At 73.8% G+C, this 21,732-nt stretch carries 16 protein-coding genes and 2 pseudogenes; 8 read left to right on the top strand and 10 right to left on the bottom strand.

Annotated elements, in window-relative coordinates:
- Positions 1–122: 122 nt before the first annotated feature.
- Positions 123–863: a SpoIIAA family protein gene (locus tag LWC33_RS27335; protein WP_233307558.1), complete on the bottom strand. Its 741-nt coding sequence runs from the start codon at positions 861–863 to the stop codon at positions 123–125.
- Positions 864–1,117: 254 nt separating this feature from the next.
- On the opposite strand from LWC33_RS27335, the pseudogene LWC33_RS27330 reads away from it, so the two are divergent.
- Positions 1,118–3,783: pseudogene (locus tag LWC33_RS27330) on the top strand (cation-translocating P-type ATPase).
- A 136-nt stretch (positions 3,784–3,919) separates the two neighbouring features.
- Here the strand turns inward: LWC33_RS27330 and LWC33_RS27325 are convergent.
- The 7 genes and pseudogenes from LWC33_RS27325 to LWC33_RS27295 all read right to left on the bottom strand — a co-directional run bounded on the left by LWC33_RS27325 (position 3,920) and on the right by LWC33_RS27295 (position 13,826).
- Positions 3,920–6,250, bottom strand: a complete 2,331-nt coding sequence (locus LWC33_RS27325) for a GNAT family N-acetyltransferase (protein ID WP_233307557.1) — start codon at positions 6,248–6,250, stop codon at positions 3,920–3,922.
- A 131-nt stretch (positions 6,251–6,381) separates the two neighbouring features.
- A complete protein-coding gene (locus tag LWC33_RS27320) occupies positions 6,382–6,846 on the bottom strand; it encodes a universal stress protein (protein ID WP_233307556.1) in 465 nt (154 codons plus the stop codon).
- Complete coding sequence (locus LWC33_RS27315; protein WP_255693103.1) at positions 6,833–7,264, bottom strand: CBS domain-containing protein; 432 nt, start codon at positions 7,262–7,264, stop codon at positions 6,833–6,835. The genes LWC33_RS27320 and LWC33_RS27315 overlap by 14 nt, the downstream gene beginning before the upstream one ends.
- Positions 7,265–8,072: 808 nt before the next feature.
- On the bottom strand, positions 8,073–8,861 hold the full coding sequence (locus tag LWC33_RS27310) for a hypothetical protein (RefSeq protein ID WP_233307554.1): 789 nt from the start codon (positions 8,859–8,861) through the stop codon (positions 8,073–8,075).
- 106 nt (positions 8,862–8,967) lie between these two features.
- Entirely contained in the window at positions 8,968–10,416 is a 1,449-nt protein-coding gene (locus LWC33_RS27305) for a hydantoinase B/oxoprolinase family protein (protein ID WP_233307553.1), read from the bottom strand.
- Positions 10,417–10,801: 385 nt separating this feature from the next.
- Positions 10,802–12,207, bottom strand: a pseudogene (locus tag LWC33_RS27300) (hydantoinase/oxoprolinase family protein); the annotation flags it as partial.
- A 239-nt stretch (positions 12,208–12,446) separates the two neighbouring features.
- The gene (locus tag LWC33_RS27295) at positions 12,447–13,826 is read right to left on the bottom strand and encodes a wax ester/triacylglycerol synthase domain-containing protein (protein WP_233307552.1); all 1,380 of its coding nucleotides are present in this window, start codon (positions 13,824–13,826) and stop codon (positions 12,447–12,449) included.
- Positions 13,827–14,137: 311 nt separating this feature from the next.
- Here LWC33_RS27295 and LWC33_RS27290 point away from each other — a divergent pair, with 311 nt between their 5' ends.
- The 7 genes from LWC33_RS27290 to LWC33_RS27265 all read left to right on the top strand — a co-directional run bounded on the left by LWC33_RS27290 (position 14,138) and on the right by LWC33_RS27265 (position 19,636).
- Positions 14,138–15,214, top strand: coding sequence for a medium chain dehydrogenase/reductase family protein (locus LWC33_RS27290; RefSeq protein WP_233307551.1), 1,077 nt, complete (start codon positions 14,138–14,140; stop codon positions 15,212–15,214).
- A 125-nt stretch (positions 15,215–15,339) separates the two neighbouring features.
- Positions 15,340–15,963, top strand: a complete 624-nt coding sequence (locus LWC33_RS27285) for a hypothetical protein (RefSeq protein ID WP_233307550.1) — start codon at positions 15,340–15,342, stop codon at positions 15,961–15,963.
- A 209-nt stretch (positions 15,964–16,172) separates the two neighbouring features.
- The gene (locus LWC33_RS27280) at positions 16,173–16,985 is read left to right on the top strand and encodes a DUF6544 family protein (protein WP_233307549.1); all 813 of its coding nucleotides are present in this window, start codon (positions 16,173–16,175) and stop codon (positions 16,983–16,985) included.
- A 167-nt stretch (positions 16,986–17,152) separates the two neighbouring features.
- Entirely contained in the window at positions 17,153–17,632 is a 480-nt protein-coding gene (locus tag LWC33_RS27275) for a universal stress protein (protein ID WP_233307548.1), read from the top strand.
- 210 nt (positions 17,633–17,842) lie between these two features.
- Positions 17,843–18,301: a pyridoxamine 5'-phosphate oxidase family protein gene (locus LWC33_RS27270; RefSeq protein WP_233307547.1), complete on the top strand. Its 459-nt coding sequence runs from the start codon at positions 17,843–17,845 to the stop codon at positions 18,299–18,301.
- A gap of 72 nt (positions 18,302–18,373) precedes the next feature.
- Positions 18,374–18,508 (top strand): hypothetical protein, encoded by a 135-nt coding sequence (locus tag LWC33_RS35460; protein ID WP_255693098.1) that lies wholly within the window; start codon positions 18,374–18,376, stop codon positions 18,506–18,508.
- Between the two features lie 117 nt (positions 18,509–18,625).
- The gene (locus LWC33_RS27265; RefSeq protein WP_233307546.1) at positions 18,626–19,636 is read left to right on the top strand and encodes an acetylxylan esterase; all 1,011 of its coding nucleotides are present in this window, start codon (positions 18,626–18,628) and stop codon (positions 19,634–19,636) included.
- Here the strand turns inward: LWC33_RS27265 and LWC33_RS27260 are convergent.
- On the bottom strand, positions 19,597–21,117 hold the full coding sequence (locus LWC33_RS27260) for a hypothetical protein (RefSeq protein ID WP_233307545.1): 1,521 nt from the start codon (positions 21,115–21,117) through the stop codon (positions 19,597–19,599). The genes LWC33_RS27265 and LWC33_RS27260 overlap by 40 nt on opposite strands.
- On the bottom strand, positions 21,110–21,625 hold the full coding sequence (locus tag LWC33_RS27255; RefSeq protein ID WP_233307544.1) for a cyclic nucleotide-binding domain-containing protein: 516 nt from the start codon (positions 21,623–21,625) through the stop codon (positions 21,110–21,112). Before LWC33_RS27255 ends, LWC33_RS27260 begins: the two co-directional genes overlap by 8 nt.
- Positions 21,626–21,732 lie beyond the last annotated feature (107 nt).

Genomic DNA, 21,732 nt, shown 5'->3' with positions numbered 1-21,732 from the left:
ACTGTGTCTCCACGGTCGGCCGCCGCGTGACGGAACACATGTGCCGAAGGCGCGCGGGCGCGGGCCCGACCGCCTGGGTGATTCCGGGCCCACACCCTGCCGGTCGGCAGGGCGTCCGCCGGTCACGAGCCCGCGGCCCAGACCTGCGCCGTCTCGAGAGCCGCGTACCCGAACGCGCGGATCTCGGGGTGCATCACGCGGCCGACGACCGACGCCACGGCCTCGGCGGCCGGGACGTCCGTGGCGAGCGCGAGACGCTCGACCTTGCCCTGGTGACCCACCACGAACCGGACGTGCCGCAGCAGGCTGCCCAAGCTCGTCCAGCCCGGCACCCTGCGAACGTGCAGCACGATGCCCGGCAGCTCGCCGTGCTCGTGCATCCACGGGTCGACGGTCGCCGCGAGGCGCTCGAAGTCCTCGATCCGCAGGGCCTCGCTCACCTCGGCCGTGACGACACCCGTCGCCGCATCGAGAGCGACCTCCATCATGGCCCCGGCCGGCAACGCGGCGAGCCACTCGGCAGCCGGGCCACGGTCGGCCTTCGGGAAGACCCGCATCGGGAACGGAACCATGAACGCCGCCCACTGCGTGGGCGTCCGGATCCAGGAGCGATCGGTGACGACCGCGACCCCGTCGAAGGAGCCGACCGTCCGTAGGCCGAGACGGACGTCGTCCACCACTGCCGGCGGGGTCAGCCCGGTGAAGTCGTCGTCGATCTCGATCAGGCAACGCAGCTGATCGCCGGCCCGCACCGCCTCGTCGATCATCGGTGTGATGACGTCCTCGTAGTCCTGCGGGGTGAGGCGGCCTCCGACCCGCAGGCCGACGACGCCGTCGGGCAGGTCGGTCAACTTCTCGATCATGTGGGTCCTCCGAGGGCTCCAGCGTCGGTGCGACGAGAGTCGTGCCGCCAGCGTGGGAGATGGCCGGTCGCGATCCGCGAGGCCGAAGGTCCGCAGTAGGTCGCCGAAGTCCTCCGCGGCGTCGGTACCTCTGGCCTCGCACGGGCGTGCCGCACTTCCGACGACCCTGGGGAACGGGCCGAAGGCCCCTGCGCGCGGCGACACCGCACCGGGTTGCCTGGACCGGACCGCGGAGATCGATCCGGAGCACCCCGATGACGAGCAGCACGCGGCACGGCGCCGCGATCCCCACCACGTCTCGCGAGGCCGACCCTCGCGAACCGGTCGAGGTGCTGCTGCGGGACCTGCGCTCCTCCCGGGCCGGGCTGAGCTCGGCGGATGCCGGCCGCCGGCTCGACCGCTACGGCCCGAACGTGCTCGAGCAGCACCGCGGACGCGACTGGCCGCGGGCGTTGCTGCGCCAGTTCACCCACCCCCTCGCGCTGCTGCTGATCGCGGCCGCTGCACTGGCGTTCGGGTCCGGGACCGCCGAGTTGGGCTGGGCGATCCTCGCGGTCGTCGTGCTCAACGCGGTGTTCGCCTTCGTCCAGGAGACGCAGGCGAGCAGGGCCGTCGAGGCCCTCGGCCGTTACCTGCCACCGCGGTCACGAGTGCGCCGCGACGGAGCCGTGGGCGAGGTCGCGGCCGCCGACCTCGTTCCCGGCGACGTCGTTCTGATCGCCGAGGGCGACCGGGTGCCAGCGGACGCCCGTCTGCTGTCGGGTGCGCTGGAGGTCGACGCCGCCGCCCTGACCGGCGAATCGGTTCCGGTGGAGCGGGACGCCGCCGCAGTCGACACGGCGGACCGCAAGCTCGATTCGCCTGTGCTGGTGTTCAGCGGCACCGCGTGCGTGGCCGGCGCCGCCGAGGCCGTCGTGCACGCGACCGGGCAGCACACCGAGATCGGCAGGATCGCGGCACTGACCGGCCGCCGGGGGCCCGACGAGAGCCCGCTCGAGCGGCAGGTCCGCCGGGTGGCCTACCTGATCGCCGCGGTCGCGGTCGGCGTCGGGATCGCCTTCCTGCCCCTCGGCGTGCTCGCCGGGCTCACGTGGACCGAGGCGGCGATCTTCGCCGTCGGCCTGCTCGTGGCGAACGTGCCCGAGGGACTGTTGCCGACCATCACCCTGGCCCTGGCCGGCGGCGTCCGGGCGATGGCCAGGCGCGGGGCGTTGGTCAAGCGGCTGTCCGCGGTCGAGACCCTCGGGTCGACGACGGTCATCTGCACCGACAAGACCGGCACCCTGACCGTCGGACGGATGACGGTGCAGGAGGTGCGCGACCCCCTCGGGCTCCCGCTTGCCGCACCGACCCGGGCCATGGCGGTCGCGGTCGCCCGCTGCGCGACTGCGGACGTCGCGGCTGAAACGGGCGACCCGACGGAGCTCGCGCTGCTGGTGATGGCCGCCGACGCCGGTGCTGACGTCCGCGTCGACACTCGGGAGCGCGATCGGCAGGCCCTGTTCGCCTTCGACGCCCGCCGCCGGACCATGGCGACCCTCGACGTCCTCCCGGAGGGACGGTGGATCCACGTCAAGGGCGCACCCGAGGCCGTCGTTCCCCGCTGCATGCTCGATCCTGCCGACGCGACTGCGGTGGAGGCCGCCGTCGAGGGCATGACCGGCCGGGGCCTGCGCGTACTCGCCGTCGCACGTCGTGCCTGGACCGAGGACGTCCCGCCGTCGCGGGAGGTCGCCGAGGGCCCCGGCCTCGAACTTCTCGGCCTGGTCGGGTTGCTCGACCCCCCGCGGCCCGAGGTGGGCGCCGCGGTCGCCGCGTGCCACTCCGCCGGGATCCGGGTCCACGTCGTCACCGGCGACAACGGCCGCACCGCCGCGGAGATCTCCCGCCGGGTCGGGCTGCGCGCCGACCGCGTCGTCGACGGCGACGAGCTCGACGCGATGACTGATCCTGCCCTGCATCGACTTCTGGCCGGCGAGGGAGAGATCGTTTTCTCCCGCGCCGCACCCGAGGCCAAGCTCCGGATCGCCGATGCGCTGCGTGCCGACGGGCAGATCGTCGCGATGACCGGCGACGGCGTCAACGACGCACCCGCCCTGCACCACGCCGACATCGGCGTGGCGATGGGCCGCGAGGGCACCGAGGTCGCCCGCGAGGCCGCCACCATGATCCTCACCGACGACAACTTCGCCACCGTCGTCGCCGGGGTCGAGGAGGGGCGACGGGTCTTCGACAACGTGCGCAAGTTCGTGCTCTACATCTTCGCCCACGCCGTGCCGGAGGTCGTGCCGTTCCTGCTGTTCGCGCTGTCCGGCGGGCTGGTCCCGCTGCCGCTCACCGTGCTGCAGATCCTCGCCGTCGACCTCGGCACCGAGACCCTGCCCGCCCTCGCGCTCGGCCGCGAGAAGGCCGAGCCCGGGCTCATGGAACGCCCGCCACGACCCCGAGGTCGCGGGGTGATCGACCGGCGGATGCTGCTGCGTGGGGAATCATGGGCCTGGTCTCCGCCGTCCTCGGGCTCGCCCTGTTCCTGCTGGTCCTGTACCGCGCCGGCTGGACACCCGGCGCCGACACCGGACCCGGCGCTCCGCTGCACCACGCCTATCTGCAGGCCACCACGGCGAGCTTCGCGGCGATCGTGGCCTGCCAGATCGGCACCGCCTTCGCCGCCCGCACCGACCACACCTCGTTGTGGCGCATCGGTATCGGCAGCAACCGCCTGCTGCTGGCCGGGATCGCCTTCGAGCTCGCCTTCGCCGCTGCGGTGATCTACGTGCAGCCACTGCAGGCCGTCTTCGGCACGGCCGACCTCCCGGGCTGGGCGCTGTTGCTCCTGCTGCCCATGCCGGTGATCGTGTGGGGCGTCGACGAGTGCTACCGCTGGGCCGGGCGCCGGCGCGGTGCGCGCACTGAGCGTTGACGGGTGGAGGTGTGACCGCCCGGATCCGCGGAGGGGGTAGCGGATCCGGGCGGCCACCGTGGACGGTCTGCCCGGGCACGCGGACGGACCGTCGAGCCGTCGGCGACAGAGCGCGAGACCGAGGTGCCCCGTGCGGTCAGGTTCCCTCTGGCCGACGGCTCGCGGGGTGGCCGAAGGTCCTCGTCGTCACCGCAATGGGCCTGTCCGCATCGGCGAGGCCGCCGGTCTCCGAGCTACCCAGCGCGTAGGGTCGCCGCGCTGCGCCGGCGGGCGGCTCCGAGGCGAGGAGCTCCGCACCGGGCCGCACGAAGGGCTGGACCAGTACTCCCTCCAGGGCCGCGCCGAAGCGTTCGTCGAACGCTCCGAAGGCATCCCGCACCCCGGCGTCCGACCGGACCCCTACGACCACGCCGCCGGCCCGGCTGCGATGCACCAGCCCGGGTACGACGGCCTTGAGCACCACCGGGCCGCCGAGCTCTCGACGGCGTGCCACCGCCGTGTCGACATCGGCCGCGAGCTGCAGCTGCGCGACCGGGATCCCTGCCGCGCACAACAACTGCTGAACGGAGAGCGCTTCCATCCAGCCACCGTCGTCGGTCGCGGAGCGTGCACGGGCCAGGAGCCGATTCCCGTTCATCCGGTCCGGTTCCGGGGCTTCGACCGGATCGGCGAGGCGACGCGATCGGCGGAACAGGTGGGAGACGACCCGCGCAGCGGCGCCGACCTCCGCGTAACACGGCAGGCGGCCGCCACCGATGTGCATCACTTCCACGCCCGCGCCCTGTCCGGGACGCACGACCAGGACGGGCGCACCACCATCTGGCGCTCGCATCTCGGCGAGCGGGTCGCCCAGGTCCGTGGCCACCCCCACGGCGAGGACCGCGTGCACTCCCGGGTCGGCATGGACGAGCTCCACGACATCGGCGAACGTGGCCGCCGGCACGACGGCCGTCGTGTCCACCGGGCCCCGGACCGCTGCACCCACCGGCAGACGGTCCTGCAGACGGTCCTGCGTAAGTGGTGTGAGTCGAGCGCTGCCCAAGGACTCGCGCGCGAGCGCGTCGGCCGCAAGTACGCCCAGCCCGCCGGCGTTGCTCACGACGGCGACCTGCGAGCCGAGGACGGGCGGACACCAGCAGAACGCGGCGAGCAGCTCGGTCGCCTCGGCGAGGCTGTCGACCGCAGCAATCCGTCCCCGGCGGAGCTGCGCGTCGAGCACCGCCCGGGAGGTCGCCGTCGAGGCGGTGTGGGTGGCCGCAGCACGGCGGCCGGCGGCGCTGCTCCCCGCCCGCACGGCCACGAGAGCCAGGTCGGGCGCGACCCGGCGGGCCAGCTCCGCGAAGCCGGCAGGTCGCCGCAGTGCCTCCGAGTGCAGCACCGCGGCCCGTGTCCGACCGTCGCCCGCCCACCAGGCGAGGAGGTCGTCGGGCCCGACATCCGGGGCGTCGCCCAGCGAGACGACGGTGGATGCTCCGAGCCCGAGTCGATCGAGGTCGGCGAGCTGTGCCACGACCACTCCCCCGGACTGGGCGGCGACCCCGATCGTTCCAACAGGTCGTGGGCCCGGTGGGCGCAGGCCGGCGAACAGGGCGTCGAGGGCCACGGCAGGGTCGGTGTTCGTCAGTCCCAGGCAGTTGGGACCGACGAGCCGCATGCCGTGCCGGGCAGCGACCTCGCGCAGGAGCTCGGCCGGTACTCCCGACGACACCACGAGCAGCGCCCGCACCCCCCGATCCCCGCATCGTCCGGCGACGTCGAGGACCGCCGGGCCCGGTACGGCCAGGACCGCCAGGTCGACGACGTCCGGCAGCTGGTCCACGGAGCCTGCCCACGCGACGCCCGGCTCCGGAGCGCCGTGCGGGTTGACCGCGGTCACGGCTCCGGTGAAGCCGCCGCTGCGGACCCGGTCGAGCAGGGCGCGACCGACGGACCCGGGGCGGTGCGAGCCGACCACCGCGACGGAGCGCGGGGCGAGGATCGGCCGCAGCCCGGCCGCGTTGGCGGCCCGCATCCGCTGCGCCATCCGGTCGGCGAAGCCCGCCGGCGCCTGGGGCGAACAGTCACCGAGCTCGATGCCGAGCAGCAGGTCGGACCCCGAAGCCAGCCGCACGACGGGCAGGCCGAGGTCGTACAGGACTCGCAGCACGTCGGCGTTCTCCGCTGCCACGAGCGCGAGCAGCATCCGAAGCCCGGCCGCCCGGGCCCTCTTCACGAGCTCCTCGATCAGGAGGGTCCCCACGCCGTTGTGCTGGGCGCCGTGGGCGACGACCAACGCGATTCCGGCCGTCCCGCGCTCCCGCTCCTGGACCGCGTGGCCGACGCCCACCAGCCGGCCCGATGCCTCGACACCGACCGCGATGACGCCGGGGGCGAGGATCGAGTCCGCGACCGCCGCCGGGCTCGGGCCGCCGGAGGCGAGGAACCGATGCCGGCGATCGGCTGCCGGGAGCTCGTCGTGCACCCGCATGATCTCCGCGCGATCAGCCGGGCCCAGGACCCGAAGGACAGCGGACGTCCCGTCGGCCAGCACGACCCGCTCGCCGCGAACCGGAGCAGAGCCCCCACCGCTCTCAGCGCTCGAGTTCGCCCTGCGATCGATCACGAGGACTCGTGCACCACGAGCACGGGACAGTGGGCGTGGGTCGTCACGTGCTGGGCGGTCGAGCCGAGCAGCAGGCCGACGAAGCCTCCGTGCCCCCGGCTGCCGACGACCAGCAGCTCGGCGCCCTTCGCCGCGTCGAGAAGCACGGCCGAGGCGTTCCCTTCGGCCACCTCGGTCCTGACCACCCTCACCTGCTCGGGCGGGAGGGCGTCCCGGACGGCGACGTCCAGCGCCTGGCGGGCGAGCTCGGGCCAGTCGCTCCAGACCTGGGCGACCACCATCGGCCCGTGGTGCACCGGGATCGACCAGGCGCTGACCGCTCGCACCGGCGCCCCGGTCAGTTCCGACTGCCGCATCGCCCAGCGCAGGGCTTGGAGCGACGAGGGCGATCCGTCCACCCCCACGACGATCTCGCCGCGCCCCGCGTCCGACGCGGCCGGGTCATGGTCAGATGCGGTCATTTGCCGACCGTCCCGACGCGATCCGCCCAGCCTTGTTCCGACGACAACGCCGGTCGGCGACGAGCCGCAGGACGTCGCGCGGCGTGAGGATCCCGACGACCGCGTCCGCATCCACGATCGGCACGGCGCGCAGTCCACTATCGAGCATCGTGGCCACGACGTCCGCCAGGTCGTCGTCCGGGCCGGCGGAGACGGGCCGGTGCGTCATGACCGCGCCGACCACGCATTCCGGGTCGATCTCGACCATCCAGCCGTTGGGCAGGGACCGTGCACGGGTCAGATCGGCCTCGCTCACGACTCCCACGAGACGCCCCCCGTGATCGACGACCGCGGCCGCGCACTGCCCGTGGGCGATCAAGATCGGGGACGCCGCCTGAAGCGGCGTGTCGGGCCGCAACGTCGTGGCCGACGCACTCATCGCGTCGCGAACCTTCATCACGTCCTCCCGGCCCGGGGCCTTGTACCGCGGAGCGTCACCTTGCCCAACCATCGGCTGATGACGAGATGCGCGGCACGTGCCGAAGGACCTGCGCCCTCGGACCAGCGACCCGATACGGCGGACCGTCGGTCCGCAGCACCGGGGAGCTGCAGCACTGCTGACCAGGCCGCGCGATGGCCGACCCTGCGGCCGTGATGGACGACAACGCAACGGCCGCCGGCTCCCCGCTCCCCTCGACAACTCACTGCACGGTGCAGCTCAGTGGCGGCATCGCCTCCGACCTCGCTGCCTACGCGAGCTCGGCCGTCGGCCGCCTCCTCGAGCACCGCGGCCGCGCCACAGCACCGGCTCACGTGCACGTCGTGAAGCATCGTGATCCAGCCCGCCCGCGGCCGGTCACGGCCCGCGCCGTGGTCGACCTGGACGGGACTGCGGTCGCCGTCCACGCCTCCGCGGCGAGCCCGCGCGCGGCCGTCGATCTGCTCGTCGCGCGGCTGGCGCGCCGTCTGGAGAGGGTCAGCCGGCCTGCCCGCGGCGCCGCCGCCTTGCACGCCGTTCTCGCGCGCTTGCGCTCGGAGGGCCCCGGCTCGGAGAACGTCCGGATCGAGGTGGTGGAGCGGGACCCGATGGCGCCTGCTCCTCGCCCTGCGGGCCCGCGGCGGCGGCCCCGCTCCGCCTCCGCGAGAGGCGGACAGCCGGCACCTGAACACCGCCGTCGAAGCGTTCCGGGCAAGTCATCCCGACGTGCGGACGCGGACGGCCCTCATCGAGGCAAGTGTCGCGGTGCTCAGGAGCCGGACGGCGGGTGGTCGGCGGTCGGCCCGGCCGGGTAGGGATCGCTGCTCAGGAGCCGGACGAGCTCGGCGGTCCGCTCCCGGAAGACCCGCCAGCGCCGTTCGTTGTCGTGCACCAGCCGCGACGACTCGCAGCACAGATCGGCGGCACGGGCGATCACCTCCGCCGCGGCGTGCAGACGTCGGGGGCTTACGCGCGCCCCTGCGAGATCGATCCGGACGGCTCCGGGAGCGAAATCGACGCCGTCGAGCATGTCGGCGGCACGACGCAGCTGGAGGGCGATGAGGGTCTGCATGTGCGCGGCGAGCCAGTCGTTGCTGATGATGCGGTGCCGCTCTCCCATCACGTCGGCCAGCTCGTCGAACTCGAGCAGCGTGGCGGCGGCCTGCCAGCTGCTCGCCATCGCGGTGGCCAACCACTCGCCACCGGTGGCGAAGCCGTCGGCGTCGAGGCGCAGCTCCCCGATCAGTTGGGACAGCTCCACGGGGCGCCCTTCGCCCTCCATGAACAACGCCCCGTCGAGGGCGATCGCGGCCTCGCTGTTGAGGTCCTCGGCGCCCTCGTAGGGGTTCCTCACGTGACCGGCGCCGGGCGAAGCGGTCTCCCACCGGTCGGCGAGGGCCTGCAGCGTCCGCGCATGACGCTGCAGCCGCAGCGCGGTCTCCAGGGGAGCCGCCGAGTAGAACCGTTCATGCTGCTTGTGGAAGCGCGACAGGTTGAGGATGGCCTGGAGCAGCGTCGACGCGCGTGCGTGCTGCGAGGTCCCCTCCGTCGTCGACATCGTCCGATCCTGCCCGCCCCACAGTGTGCGGTCCCAGGGTCCTCATGCCCGGCCCACAGCGCCGATCGGCTCTGCCCACTGCGCGGGAGAGTCGCCGAATCTCACCTCAGGCCGGCTCGCCCCAACCGCCGCCGCCCGGAGTCTCGATGCGGACCCGCTCGCCACTCCGCAGTGTCCAGGTGCCCTTGCTCGGTAGCTCCTCCCGGGTGCCGTCGACGTTGATCCGCACGTTCTGTCCGACCGCGCCGTCCCGTCCCCCCTGCAACCCCCACGGGGCGTGGGTGCGGCGTTCGGACTGGATCGTGAGGACGCAGTCCGCGAGCACCTCGATCTCCCGGACCAGGCCCTCGCCGCCGGGGTGCGCACCGGCGCCGGCCGACCCGCGACGCAGCTCGTAACGCCACACCCGGAGCGGGTAGTCCAGCTCCATCGCCTCCGCGGGTGTGTTCTGGGTGTTCGTCATGCCGGTGTGGACACCGGACATGCCGGGCCGATCCGGCGTTCCGCCCTCGCCGCCCCCCAGGGTCTCGTAGTAGCTGAACGGCGCGTCCCCGCTCGCGCCGAGCAGGAGGTTGTTCATGGTGCCCTGCCCGGCGGCGGGCACGCGGTCCGGAACCGCGTGCGCGAACGCACCGAGCAGCACGTCGACGATGCGCTGGCTGGTCTCGACGTTCCCGGCGGCCGTGGGAGCGGGGAACCGGGCGTGCACCACCGACCCCTCCGGAGCCCTGACGTGCAGGGACCGGTAGCACCCGCCGTTGGGCGGTGCGCCGGGGTCGGTCAGCATCCGGAAGACGAACATCGCGGACGACAACGTCACGGCGAACACCGCATTGCAGTTCACCGACACCTGAGGATCGCTGCCGTCGAAGTCGATCGACACCTCGTCCCCGTCGACGGTGACGGTGACGCGGATCCGCACTCCGTCGCCGATCTCCAGAAGGTCGGAGTGCGTGTACTGGCCGTCCGGAATCGAGGCCACGGCCGCGCGCACGCGGCGGTCGGAGTAGTCGCACACCGCCGCCATCGACTCGTGCAACCGTTCGGGGCCGAGACGCCCGGCCAGTTCGCGCAGCCGCACCGCGCCGACGTGGTTGGCCGCGAACTGGGCCCTCAGGTCCCCGCGGCGCTCCCGTGGCGTCCGCGAGTTCGCGGCGATCAGCCGCACGACGTCCTCCCGTTCGCCGTCGCCGTCGGCGATGCGGATCGGCGGGATCCGGACGCCCTCCATGGCGATCTCCGTGGCGGTGGCGGGCATCGAGCCGGGAGCCGCACCGCCCACGTCGGCATGGTGCGCCCGGTTGGCGACATAGCCGAGCAGGCGACCCTCGGCGTCGCCGACCGCGGCGACGATCGTCAGGTCGGGCAGGTGGGTGCCGCCCATGTACGGGTCGTTGACGCAGACCTGCTCCCCGGGAGCAAGTTCGCCGTAGGCGTCGAGGACTGCACGGACGCTCGCCGGCATCGACCCGAGATGCACCGGGATGTGCTCGGCCTGCGCAACCATCTGTCCGTCCGGGTCGAACACCGCCGCGGAGCAGTCCGCCGGTCTCACCCGCCACTCCGATGGCCCGAGTGCGCTCCTCGGCCGGCCGTCCCTGGTCCCAGTCACCCGGCGGGTCCGCGAGGACGGGCGATCCGGTGGCCACGACCCGCAGCGTGACCACGTCGACCCGCTCGTCGCGCATGGCGTAGCCGTAGGCCTCCTGATGGGCCGTGTGCAGCAGCTCGGCCACGTCGGTGTCCTCGTCCCCGACGGTGATCCGGAGTTCGTGCGACTGCCCCGTGTAGCGCGCGTCGGCCACTCGTGTCAGATGGACACCGCCCGGCACTCCCTGTCGGATCAGTTCGGCCTGGGCCTCCTCCGTCAGTGCCTTCCAGGTCGCCGACAGGTCCGCACCGGCCTCGGCCATCACCGTCCGGGACGCCTCGTACCGCGGCGGAGCGAGGAGCAGGCCGAGCGCATTGAGGACGCCCGGCGCCGGCGGCACGACGACCGCGTGGCACCCCAGCTCCTTCGCCAGCGCGGCGGCGTGCAGCGGACCTGCGCCGCCGTAGGCGACGAGTACCAGCCGGGACGGGTCGACGCCCCGCTCGGTGCTCACCCGACGCAGCGCGCGGGCCATGGTTGCGCGGACGACGGCGAGCATGCCGTGCGCCCCGCCCGCGGACTCCGGTAACGCGTCGAGGGCCCGGCGTGCGGCGTCGACGTCGAGCCGCAGCCCGCGCCCGAGCTCTCGGTCCGGGTCGAGGTGCCCAAGCGCACAGTGGGCGTCGGTGACCGTCGGTTCCTGCCCGCCACGGCCGTAGCAGACCGGGCCGGGATCGGCGCCCGCCGACCGGGGCCCGACCCGCAACGCCCCGCCCCCGTCGATTCAGGCGATCGACCCGCCTCCCGCCCCCACCGAGTGGATCCCCACCGCCGGAGTGCGGAAGGGCAGCCCCCCGATCTGCGACGCGGTCGACACCTCCGGGACGCCGCCGCGGATCAGGCACACGTCCGTGGAGGTACCGCCCATGTCGAAGGCGATCGCGTCGTCGAATCCCGCGGAGCGGGCCACCGCGCCGGCGGCGACCACGCCCGCCGCAGGGCCGGACAGCAGGGTGTGGACCGGCGCGGCGGCGGCATGGGCGATCCCGGCCGTGCCGCCGCTCGAGGTCATCACGGTGATCGTCGCGTCCGGCAGGCGCTCGGCGAGGTTCGACAGGTAGCGGCGCATCACGGGCTCCACGGCGGCGTTGAGCACGCAGGTGGACGCCCGCTCGAACTCGCGGAACTCGGCGAGCAGGGCACTCGACCGAGTGACCGGGACCCCCAACCGCTCCAGCGTCTCGCACAGCCGGCGCTCGTGGTCCTCGCCGGCGTAGGCGAACAGCAGGCTCACCGCGATCGACTCGGGCTCGCGACTCGCGACCTCCGCCAGCACACGCTCGATCTCCTCGTCGGTGAGCCCGACAACCGGTGCGCCGTCGGGACCGGTCCGCTCGACGACGGTCACGACGCGGTCCCGCGGCACGAGCGGCTCCGGCCGGGTCACCGCCAAGTCGTACAGGGCGGGCCGGTCCTGCCGACCGATCTCGAGCACGTCGGCGAATCCATCAGTGGTGACGAGGACGGTGCACGCGGTCCGGCGCTCCAGGACCGCGTTCGTCGCGTGGTGCCGTGCGGCAGGAGCCGCGGCGCGTCCCCGGACCGTGCCTCCCGGACGCCCCTCTCGACGCCCTCGGCCTGGTTCCTCGGCGTCGTCGGCACCTTGACCGCGCGTGGCCGCTGTCCCTCGGCATGCACTACGACGTCGGTGAACGTCCCGCCCACGTCGACGCCCGCGCTGACCGGCCCCGTCATGGCGTCCTCACCCCGCCATCCTCGTCCTTGCACCGCCGCAGCGGCGGCCACGCGGATCGTGTGCCTGCGTGCAACGCTCACACGGGACATCGCACACGGTCAGGGTCGAACGACCCGGCGGCCGCACAGAATCACACAGCGAGTCCGACGATATCGCCGCGAATCGCGTACATCCGAGCTGATCATGGTGGACAAATCGGCGTCCGTCCGCCTCGTCCGACTTCCTGTGGTCGCGAACCTCACGGGCTACTCCCGGCAGGGTCGCTTGCGAGCCCCGCGAGGTCACGCAGGGCGGCGAAACCGCGCTCCATGCCCCCGGTCATCACTTCCAGATCGGTGACCGCGGCGTCGGCGTTGACCGACACGACGAGCTCGCCCGCGTACGACAGAGCTGCGACGGACAGCGCCACCCCGGGGCTCAGCGGCGCGATCGGTGTCGCGCTCAGCAGCCGGGAACCGGTCAGCCACAGCGGCGCCGATGGCCCGGTCACGTCGGTGACGGCGAGGGTCACCCGTCGGCTGCCGGCGCGCCGTGCCCAGCACAGCACCCACCGCGCGACCGGGAGGGGCAGGCGCAGATCGCTGACGTCTTCCGGACCTTCGCGAAGCCGGGCCTTGCCCACGGAGGTGGCGTCGTGGATCAGCGTGAGCCGCCGTGCCGGATCCGGTTCACCGACGGGCAGGCCGACGACGAGCATCCGTCCTACCTGGCGGTCGGCCCGGCCGGTGGTGGCGGGCACCATTGCCCGCAGCACCAGACCAGGGATGTTCTCCCCCCGCAGGGTCAGCAGCGCACCCAGCCCCTCGGAGACAGCGGCGAGGACCAGGTCGTTCACTGTGGCACCGAGCTCATGTCCGCAGTGCCGCAGCGGCGCCAGCGGTTCACGGACGATCCCCAGCCTGCGATCGGGCCCGATGTGTCGGGGTAGTGACGTGATCGGCTCCGGCCCGGCGAAGGCCGCCATCGCGGTGTGTAGCTGCCGCAGCCCGTGCACGCCGGTGGGCCGTCGCCGGGCAGGTCGCCGGGGTAGGCGCCGCAGGGCCTCGGCGGCCTCGTGCCGCCTCTCGCCCCGCAGCTGTCGGTGCGAGGGCAGCGGCGGCGGAGACGGCGTAGCCACCGGAACCGGCTGGACCACCGCCTCGGGTCCCGAGTCGAACAGCGCCCCGGCCAGCGCCACCCCGGCAGCACCGTCGGCGAGAACATGCGACACCACCACGAGCACTGCAGGCTGCTCCACCGCGCGCCCGCCGACGATCTCGGCCCGCCACAGCGGCCGGTCCGGGTCCAGCGGCCGCGCCGCTCGGGCCGCCGCCCAGCTCGGCAGGTCCGTCCCGGCCGGCAGCACCGTCACCTCGACATGGTCGAGCGGGGCGAAGGCCGGATCCTCGACCCAGAACGGCCGGCCCTCGCCGAGTCGGGTCCGAACAACCCGCCGGTGCAGCGACGCAACCCGACCGGCCCGGACGGCGAGTTCCCCGCGAATCCGCTCCAGGTCGATCGTGCGGTCGACCCGCCGGAACGGCCCGACCTCCAGGGCACCGAGCAGGCCGATCTGCATCGGGGTGTCGCCGCCGAACCACGTGTACATCAGCTCGTCGAGCCGGAGCCTCGCCAGCACGGCACGCACGCTGATGCACGCAGCCCGCTCCCGCCAGGGACCAAGGCAACCGTGCGCCCGGGTCGAGCGGCGGCCGGGTCAGCCGGCCCATCGGCGCCGCGACAGCACATGCGCGAGCTCGCCGTACCGGGACACGCTTCGTGCCCGCGCGATCGACGGCTGTCCGCGAGCGCATGGTTCCGGCCGGGACGTCGTCCTGAGCAGATCGGGGGGCAGCCGGAGGACCCCTCCCCGACGGGGCCATGGCCCCTGCTCCCCTCGCGGGCGCCGGAGTGCGATGACGCCTCGGACGTTCGGTGAGGGAGCCGGCCATGAAGCGCGTCGTCGTCGATCATTTCGGTGGGCCCGAGGTCCTCACGACGGTGGAGGACGACGCGCCGCGGCCCGGCGCCGGGGAGGTCCTCGTCAGGGTCCTGGCCGCCGGCGTGTCCTTCACCGACGCGCAGCTGCGGGCGGGCACCTACCTCGGTGTGCCGAGACCGCCGTTCACCCCCGGCTACGAGCTCGTCGGGGTCGTCGAGGCGCTCGGCCCGGGCTGCTCGCAGCTGCGGGAAGGCGATCGCGTCGCGGCGCTCACGGTATGGGGCGCCTACGCCGAACTGATCTGCCTACGGGAGATGGACGCGGTCGAGGTGCCCGGCGAGCTCGACCCGGCCGAGGTGGTCGGCCTCGTCCTGCCCTACATGACCGCCTATCAGCTGCTCCACCGGACGGCGCGGACACGCAGCGGCGAGCGCGTCCTGGTGCACGGGGCCGCCGGGCGGGTGGGCACCGCGGTCCTCGAGCTCGGCGCCCTGGCCGGGCTGCGCCTCTACGGGACCGCCTCGGCGGCCGACCGCGCCACGGTCGAGCGGCTCGGCGCGGTGGCCATCGACTACCGCACCGAGGACTTCCTGGCCCGGGTGCGGGAGCTGACCGGGGACGGGGTCGACGTCGTGCTCGACGGCCTCGGCGGCAGGCTGTCGCTGCGGTCGTTCCGCGCGCTGCGCCGGGGTGGCCGGCTCGTCGTCTACGGCCACTACGCCACGTTGGCGGGTGGACGGAAGAACCGGCGCGGCTGGGTGGAGTGGTACGCGGCGACCGCCGGGGTCGCGCTGTGGGGCCTGCTGTCCCCCGGCCGGCACGTGTCGACGTACCGGATCCAGAAACTGCGCCGTGACCGCAAGCAGTGGGTTCCGATGGCCCGCCGCGAGCGGGCGCTTCCTGTCGGCGGCGGTCCGCGGGACCCGGAGGAGTTCCGGGAGGACTTCCTCGCGCTGCTCGAGCTGCTGCGCGCGGACAAGATCCACCCGGTCGTGGCCGAGCGCCTGCCGCTCGACGACGCCCGTCGCGCCCACGAGCTGCTGGAGCGGACCGCCGGGACCGGCAAACTGGTGCTCCTGCCGTGAACACGCCGACCGCTTGCCCGGCACTCCGCGAGTCTTCGACCGGCTCCGCTGAGAGAGACGAAGGGCTCTACGCCGCTGTGGGCCTGCGGAGGAGGGTCGAGGCCGTGACGACGGAGGACCCACTTGTGACCACGGCTGCATCCACGACGGCGACCGCGATGCTCATCGACCGGTACCTGCCGCTGTACGACACGACGGTCGTCGCGCACACCGTGGCCGACGCGGATCTCGCTGCGACCTGGCAGGCACTGTGTAGGCTGGACCTCGCGCAGGTGCACTCGCCGGTGATGGATGCGGCGATGGCCGTTCGCGGGCTGCCCGACCGGCTCGCCCGGCTCGGCGGCCGTCCGGCTTCCGCCGCCCCGCCGTCCCGGTTGCCGCTGCGTGGTGGACCGTCACTGCCGGGGTGGCTGTCCCTCGGCGAGGTCGCCGAGCGCGAGATCGCGCTGGGTGCGGTCGGCCGGTTCTGGACGCCCGTGCTCGAGTGGTACGACGTCACCGGTATGACGCCGGAGGGGTTCGCGGCCTTCGCGCAGCCCGGCTGGGGCAAGATCGCCGCGAACTTCTCGCTGCGCCCCTACGGCACGCCGCGCACGCTCGTCTCGTACGAGGCCCGCACCCTGGTGACCGAGCCGGACGACGTGCGCCGGTTCGCCCGGTACTGGACGCTCGTGCGCCCCTTCGTCGGCCACATCATGCGCGCCATGCTCGCCACTGTTGCCGCGGACGCGGTGCGTCGACCGGCGTGAGTGGGTCGCCCTCGCGCGGTTCTGACGAGCAGGGCCGGACATAGTGGGCCAGGGAGTCGATGCAGCCCCGCCCGCGGCCACTCCCGGCTGGACTACCTCGCATGTATCGGCTACGAACAAACCACCAAGCCGCTCCCGCGATCTGAACCACACGCCGCGCCACCGCCACGTCCATGCCCCTGGCCGAGGAGCCGAGGTTGCCCACGCCCGTGTCCACGTCCGAACACGCCGCTCCGGCCCGCCGTCCACCCCGCGCGTTTCTGCGCCGGGTGGCGGCGGCCCGGCTGCCGACCGCGCAGGTGTCCACGGCACCGGTGACCGAGGCCGAGCTCGCCGGGCTGCCGCGGGCCGCGGTCCGCTACCTGACGGCGATGGGCGTGGTCGGCCGGCCGCGGATCTGGTCGCTGCGGGCGCACTTCACCGGCCGGTTCCGGCGAGGCCCCGGCCGGCCGTGGATGCCGTTGGACGCCTGGCAGTACAACTCCGCCCTCGAGGTGGCCCGGCTGTTCCGGATGCGGCTCACGGTCGCCCGGGTGCTGCCGATGTGGGGGTGGGACACCTACCGGGCCGGCACCGGCCGGATGCTCGGCAAGGCGCTGGGCCTGGTGACCGTCGCCGACGGCGCTGGGCCCGAGTTCGACATCGGCGAGCTGACCACCTGGCTCAACGACGCGGTACTCCTGGCGCCCGGGATGCTGCTCGACGGCCGGGTCTCCTGGGAGGACGCCGGCGAGGACGGCTTCCGCATCTCGCTGACCGACGCCGGCCGGACCGTCAGCGCACACGTCTCCCTGGATCCGCAGGGACGGCCCCGCGACTTCCGCACGCAGGACAGGTGGGCCGACCTGCCCGGTGGGCCGGTGCGGGCCCTGTGGAGCACCCCGATACTGGGCTGGACCGAGGTCGACGGGTGTCCCCGGATGACCGGCGGGGCGGCCGTGTGGCACCTGCCCGACGGCGAGTTCCGCTACGGCGAGCTGTCGCTGGTCGAGCTGGCCGTCAACGTCGCTGCGGGCCGTTGACCGAGGTGCGCCAGCGACCCGCCCGTCACGACCGGGCCGCAGCCACGGGAGTCCGAGACGCCTCGAGCCGGCAGAGAGTGAGCCGAGCGGAGTTGTGTTGGCGGGCCTGTGGCTGGGCATCGCCGGGGGATGTGAGCGCGAAGCGCTCCTGGCGGACGGAGGACGGGATGGACGAGGCGGGCGTCGTCGCGGTCGGGGTGGACGCATCACCCGAGTCGGAGGCGGCGCTGCGGTTCGCCTTCGCCGATGCGGCGCGGCGCGGGGCGCGGCTGCACGTCGTCGCCGCGGTCCCGGTGGCCGAGTACTGGGGTGGCTGGCGCGGTACGGCGGCGACCTACACCGGACGCTGGCCGTCAGCGCCCGAGGACCTGCTGGCCGACGCGCGGGCCGATACACAGCGCATGGTGGACAAGGTGATCGCCGCCAATGCCGGCCCGCCGGTGCCGGTCGTGGTCGAGGCGAAGGCCGGGCACCCCGCGCAGGTGTTGCTCGACGCGGCGCGCGGGGCGGACCTGCTGGTGCTCGGGCACCGGGGACGCGGTGCGCTTGCCAGCGCGGTGGTGGGCTCGGTCGGGCTGCAGTGTGTGCTGCACGCGCCCTGTCCGGTCACGATCATCCGGCCACGCAGGGAGCCGCCCGATGGCTAGACCACCTGGAGCCCACGTCGACTAACACACCTTCACATGCCGGCTCGCGTCGACGCGAACGGGACCTCGCTCCTCCACCCCGTTGTCGAGCCAATCACGTGGATCTCGAGGCTGCACGTGGTAGTCGGGTCGTAGCGGCTCGGCGCGGTGACGCGACCTTGTCGGGGCGACGGTAAGCGCAGTGTCGGTTCTTTCGAGAGGATGCTCAGGATGACAGAAGGTGGACGCGATGCAGAGCTGCAGGTCCTCGACGCCGACGAGTGCTACCGCCTGCTCGCGGCGGAGCAGATCGGGCGGCTGGGCGTCAATGCCGAGCATTATCCGTTGATCTTCCCGGTGAACTACGCGCTCGACGGCAGCGTCCTGGTCATCCGCACGCATCCCGGGACCAAGCTCACCGCGGCCGATCACGCCAACGTCACCTTCGAGGTGGACCAGATCGACAAGCAGACACGGTCCGGCTGGAGCGTGCTCGTGCGCGGGCTCGCCGAGGCGCTGACCTCGGAGCACGGCGCCCGGCTTGTCGAGCGCACCCTCGCCAGCGGGGTGGAGCCGTGGGCGCCGGGTGACCACGGGCGCTGGATGCGACTGATCCCGCAGGACATCAGCGGCCGCCGCATCGTCCCGGGCCAACTCCCCCCGCCCTTCGAGCCCGGCGCCTACCTCTGACGTCGATCCTGTGGAAGGTGACCCGCATCGAGGGTCCTGGCGGGCGCGTTCACCAGGTTGCGCGCCCGCGGCGTGCGCGTAGTCGCCTCGAACCTCGCCAGTGGCGTCCGCGTCGAGCTGGAACGCTACGGCGTCACCCGGGACGCCTGGTCCGACACCTCGGGCGAGGCACTCGCCGCCTACGCAAAGGAGACCAGCGGTGGCTGAACGCGCGGGATGGGTTGGCGCGGCCGCGAACCCGCCGCAGGCAGCGGAACTACCCCGACGGGTCGGGGGCCACTGCCGCGGCGCCCCGTGGACCTTTGCTGCAGAGACGGCAGCGACATGGACGCAGATGTAGGCGCGCTCGTGCAGACCGGGGCTCTGACCCGTCCCCCGGATCTCGAGGCGTTCTGGGCGACGACGCTCGCGCAGTTGCGCGAGGTCCCCCTCGACCTCCGCCGGGCTCCGCGCCCCGCGCCGACGGCCGGCACGGTCGCGCACGAGCTGCGGTTCAGGTCCTGGGGCGGGCAGCCGATCCACGGGTACGCGATCACCTGGGAGGGCGCGACACCCCGGCCGCTGGTCGTGCATGCACACGGGTACCGGTCGCAGGCCGTCCCCCGGCTGGAGTGGGTCCGCGCGGGGTGCCACGTCGTGGGCTTCGACGTCCGCGGATTCGGCCGTTCCCTCGCGGCGGTCCCGGCACCGGCGGCGGGCTGGCTGCTGACGGGCGCGCGGCGGCCCGAGACGTCCGTGCTGCGCGGCGCGGTGTGCGACTACGTGCGGGCGACCGATGTCGCCACGGCCCTACAGGTGCCGACGCTGCGCGCGGTCAGCCACGGGGTCAGCCTCGCGGGAGGGTTGGCGCTGATGGCCCAGGCGGTGGCGCCGCGTGCGGACCTGCTCGTGCTGGGAGTGCCCACCTTCGGCTGGGCGGAGGGACGCCGCCTGCTCGTCGAGGCCGGTTCGGGCGCCGAGGTGGCCGCGTTCCTCGAGCAGCACCCGCAGTACCCCGAGGACGACCTGCAGACCGTTCTGGCCTACTTCGACGCCGCCCTGCTGGCCCCCCGGGTCGGCTGCCCGACCGTGGTCGGCCTCGGTGTGGTCGACCGCGTGGTACCGCGCGCCACCGTCGAGGCGGTCGTCGCGCAGTTCCGGGCGCCTGTCGAGGTCATGACCTTCCCGGTGAGCCACGACGCCGGCCCGGGCATGCGCGCCTGGGCCCGGTTCGACGAGCGCTGGCTCGAGCTGGCCGTCGGCGGGGTGCCGAGCGGGTTCGGGCGGGCCGGGTCCGGGCCGGGCCGTTCCCCTGGTCAGCGCAGCGCCGCCGCCTCGCGCACCCAGCCCCGGTAGCGCAGGGTCAGCTCGTCGTCGACGAACCGTGCGACCTGCCCGGGATCGGTCGGGTCGGCGACGACGTCGGACATCCGGAACGGCTCGGCGATCACGGCGCCGAGCACAGCCCGGCTGAGTCGCTGGTCGAAGTTCGCGACCGCCACCGGGACGACCAGCGGTTCCGGGTCGAGTCGGCCGGCCAGCCGGAACGCGCCCAGGCGCAGGTGCGTCGGCGAACCGGCGGTGGGACCGGGCCGGCCTTCGGGGCAGATGACAAGGTCGGCGCCGGCGCGCAGCGTCGCGGACGCCTCGGCCACGAAGCGCTCGTACCGCTCGGCCCGCTGCTCCGGGCTCGGCCGGCCCTCCTCCCAGGACGGAACCATCACGTAGCCCAGGCGATCGTAGTAGCGCGCGTGCCCCGTCTCGTGCCAGTGCGAGTCCCGCACCACGCGGACCGGCGCCCGGCCGTAGGTCCGGTAGAGGATCATCGACGAGACGAAGTGCGTGTCGAGGATCAGGCTGAAACCGTTCGGCAGGCGGTTGCCGGGGTGGCTGTCCAGGTGATTGCACAGCACGACGTTGCCCGGCCTCGCCGGCAGCCGGTCGAGGCCTTCGATGCGGTACTCGGTGTGGGCGAACAAGTCGACGAGCGCCCGACAGGACCGAGCCCGGACCTCCGCGGGATCGAGGTCCGCCGGTGCCGAGGCGACCGCCTCGTAGACGCGCTGCAGGCCCAGGTACACCCGCAGCTCCCGGCGGACGCCCGCGAGCACGTCGAGCGCCTCCCGCGCGATCTCGGCCTCGACCGCGTCCGGCCCGTCGCGGATCACCTCGAGCGCCCGGAACGCGTCGACCACGGTCGGGCGGGAGCGCAGGTAGCCGGGGATGCGGTGGAGCGGCGAGGTCACCCGCAGCTCCTCGGCCCGGTGCTCGACGAGCGCAGCGACCGCGTCCGTCTCGTCGTCGTAGCGGCCGGTCACCAGGCGGGTGTGCTGGCGCCGCAGCTGCCCGCCCGCCAACCACAGCAGCAGCTCGTGCAGCCGCGCCGCGAACGCCTCGTCGAGGCGACAGGACGCGTCGATCACCTCCCGGTCGACCCGCAGCAGTCGGGTGCGGGTGGCGGCGTGCGCGTCCCAGCGGTAGCGGTCGGGCCGGACGATGCCGTCCCAGCCGAGGGGGTAGCCGGGCGTCGTGACCGACCGCCGCACGATGCCGTCGACCACGACGGCGGTGCTGGTGTCGGTGCTGGTGTCGGTTGCGTCGATCCTGCCGTCTCCGCCGGGACGGGTGCCGTCGCGGGACGCCGGGCCGAGGACGATCTCGCCCTCGACGAGGAACCACAGCGCCGCCCCCCGCTCGCCCTCGCCGTGCAGGCGTGCGCCGGCCGGCAAGGTCACCCAGGTCGCGTGCTCGGCGAACAGATCCCGGTCCCCGTCGTGCAGCTGCTCGAGCAGGGCGAGCCCGGCGAACCACCGGCGCACCGCCGCGACGTCACGCATCCCCGAAGCCCTCCGGCCGCCGGGACGGCACCGAGAGCTCGCGCGCCTCGTCAGACTCGGCCGCGGGGCGGGCCAACCGGGCCTGTAGGTCCCGCGTGCGGTCCGCCAGCGCACCCGCCACCAGTCCGCACACGGCCGCGGTCCAGCGCGGCGGCCCGGCATGCACCACCGCGAGCGGCACGGTCACGATTCGCGACTCCGCGTCCGCACGCACCGTCGCCGTCGACCGTCCCGGCGCGACCAGGCCCGACCAGCCGAAGACCCGCCCGGGCTCCTCCGTGGTCTCGACCACCAGGTCCCCGGTGCCCGCGAAGTCGATCAGGGTCGCGATCCGCCCACGGACGAGCACGATCAGGTCGGCGACGACGGCCCGCTGCCGCAGCAGGACCGTGCCCCCCGCGACGTCGTGCACCGTGGAGCAGCGGTCGAGCTCGCCGACCAGCTCGGCCGGCAGCGCGGCCCCGCCCGGGAGCAGGTCGCCGAGCAGCGGCGACGGCCCCGCACCCATGCCCCGATCATGCGGTCCGGGCCGCCGCCGCCGGCAGGGACCTTCGACCCTGCGTACATCGCACGCACGTCGGGAACACTCGCCCCCCGCCAGGCGAGGCCGCGGGG

The sequence above is a fragment of the Pseudonocardia terrae genome (assembly GCF_021343995.1).
GTDB lineage: Bacteria > Actinomycetota > Actinomycetes > Mycobacteriales > Pseudonocardiaceae > Pseudonocardia > Pseudonocardia terrae.
The sequence above is the reverse complement of the archived record's forward strand: the minus strand, read 5'-3'. Positions and strand labels throughout refer to the sequence as shown.

Coding starts and splice junctions, on each gene's coding strand:
- LWC33_RS27290 (WP_233307551.1), top strand. CDS start 14,138: ATGAAGCGCGTCGTCGTCGATCATTTCGGTGGGCCCGAGGTCCTCACG.
- LWC33_RS27270 (WP_233307547.1), top strand. CDS start 17,843: ATGACAGAAGGTGGACGCGATGCAGAGCTGCAGGTCCTCGACGCCGAC.
- LWC33_RS27335 (WP_233307558.1), bottom strand. CDS start 863: ATGATCGAGAAGTTGACCGACCTGCCCGACGGCGTCGTCGGCCTGCGG.
- LWC33_RS27265 (WP_233307546.1), top strand. CDS start 18,626: ATGGACGCAGATGTAGGCGCGCTCGTGCAGACCGGGGCTCTGACCCGT.
- LWC33_RS27260 (WP_233307545.1), bottom strand. CDS start 21,117: ATGCGTGACGTCGCGGCGGTGCGCCGGTGGTTCGCCGGGCTCGCCCTG.
- LWC33_RS27255 (WP_233307544.1), bottom strand. CDS start 21,625: ATGGGTGCGGGGCCGTCGCCGCTGCTCGGCGACCTGCTCCCGGGCGGG.
- LWC33_RS27320 (WP_233307556.1), bottom strand. CDS start 6,846: ATGACCGCATCTGACCATGACCCGGCCGCGTCGGACGCGGGGCGCGGC.
- LWC33_RS27275 (WP_233307548.1), top strand. CDS start 17,153: ATGGACGAGGCGGGCGTCGTCGCGGTCGGGGTGGACGCATCACCCGAG.
- LWC33_RS27310 (WP_233307554.1), bottom strand. CDS start 8,861: ATGTCGACGACGGAGGGGACCTCGCAGCACGCACGCGCGTCGACGCTG.
- LWC33_RS27315 (WP_255693103.1), bottom strand. CDS start 7,264: ATGAGTGCGTCGGCCACGACGTTGCGGCCCGACACGCCGCTTCAGGCG.
- LWC33_RS27325 (WP_233307557.1), bottom strand. CDS start 6,250: ATGCGGGTGCACGACGAGCTCCCGGCAGCCGATCGCCGGCATCGGTTC.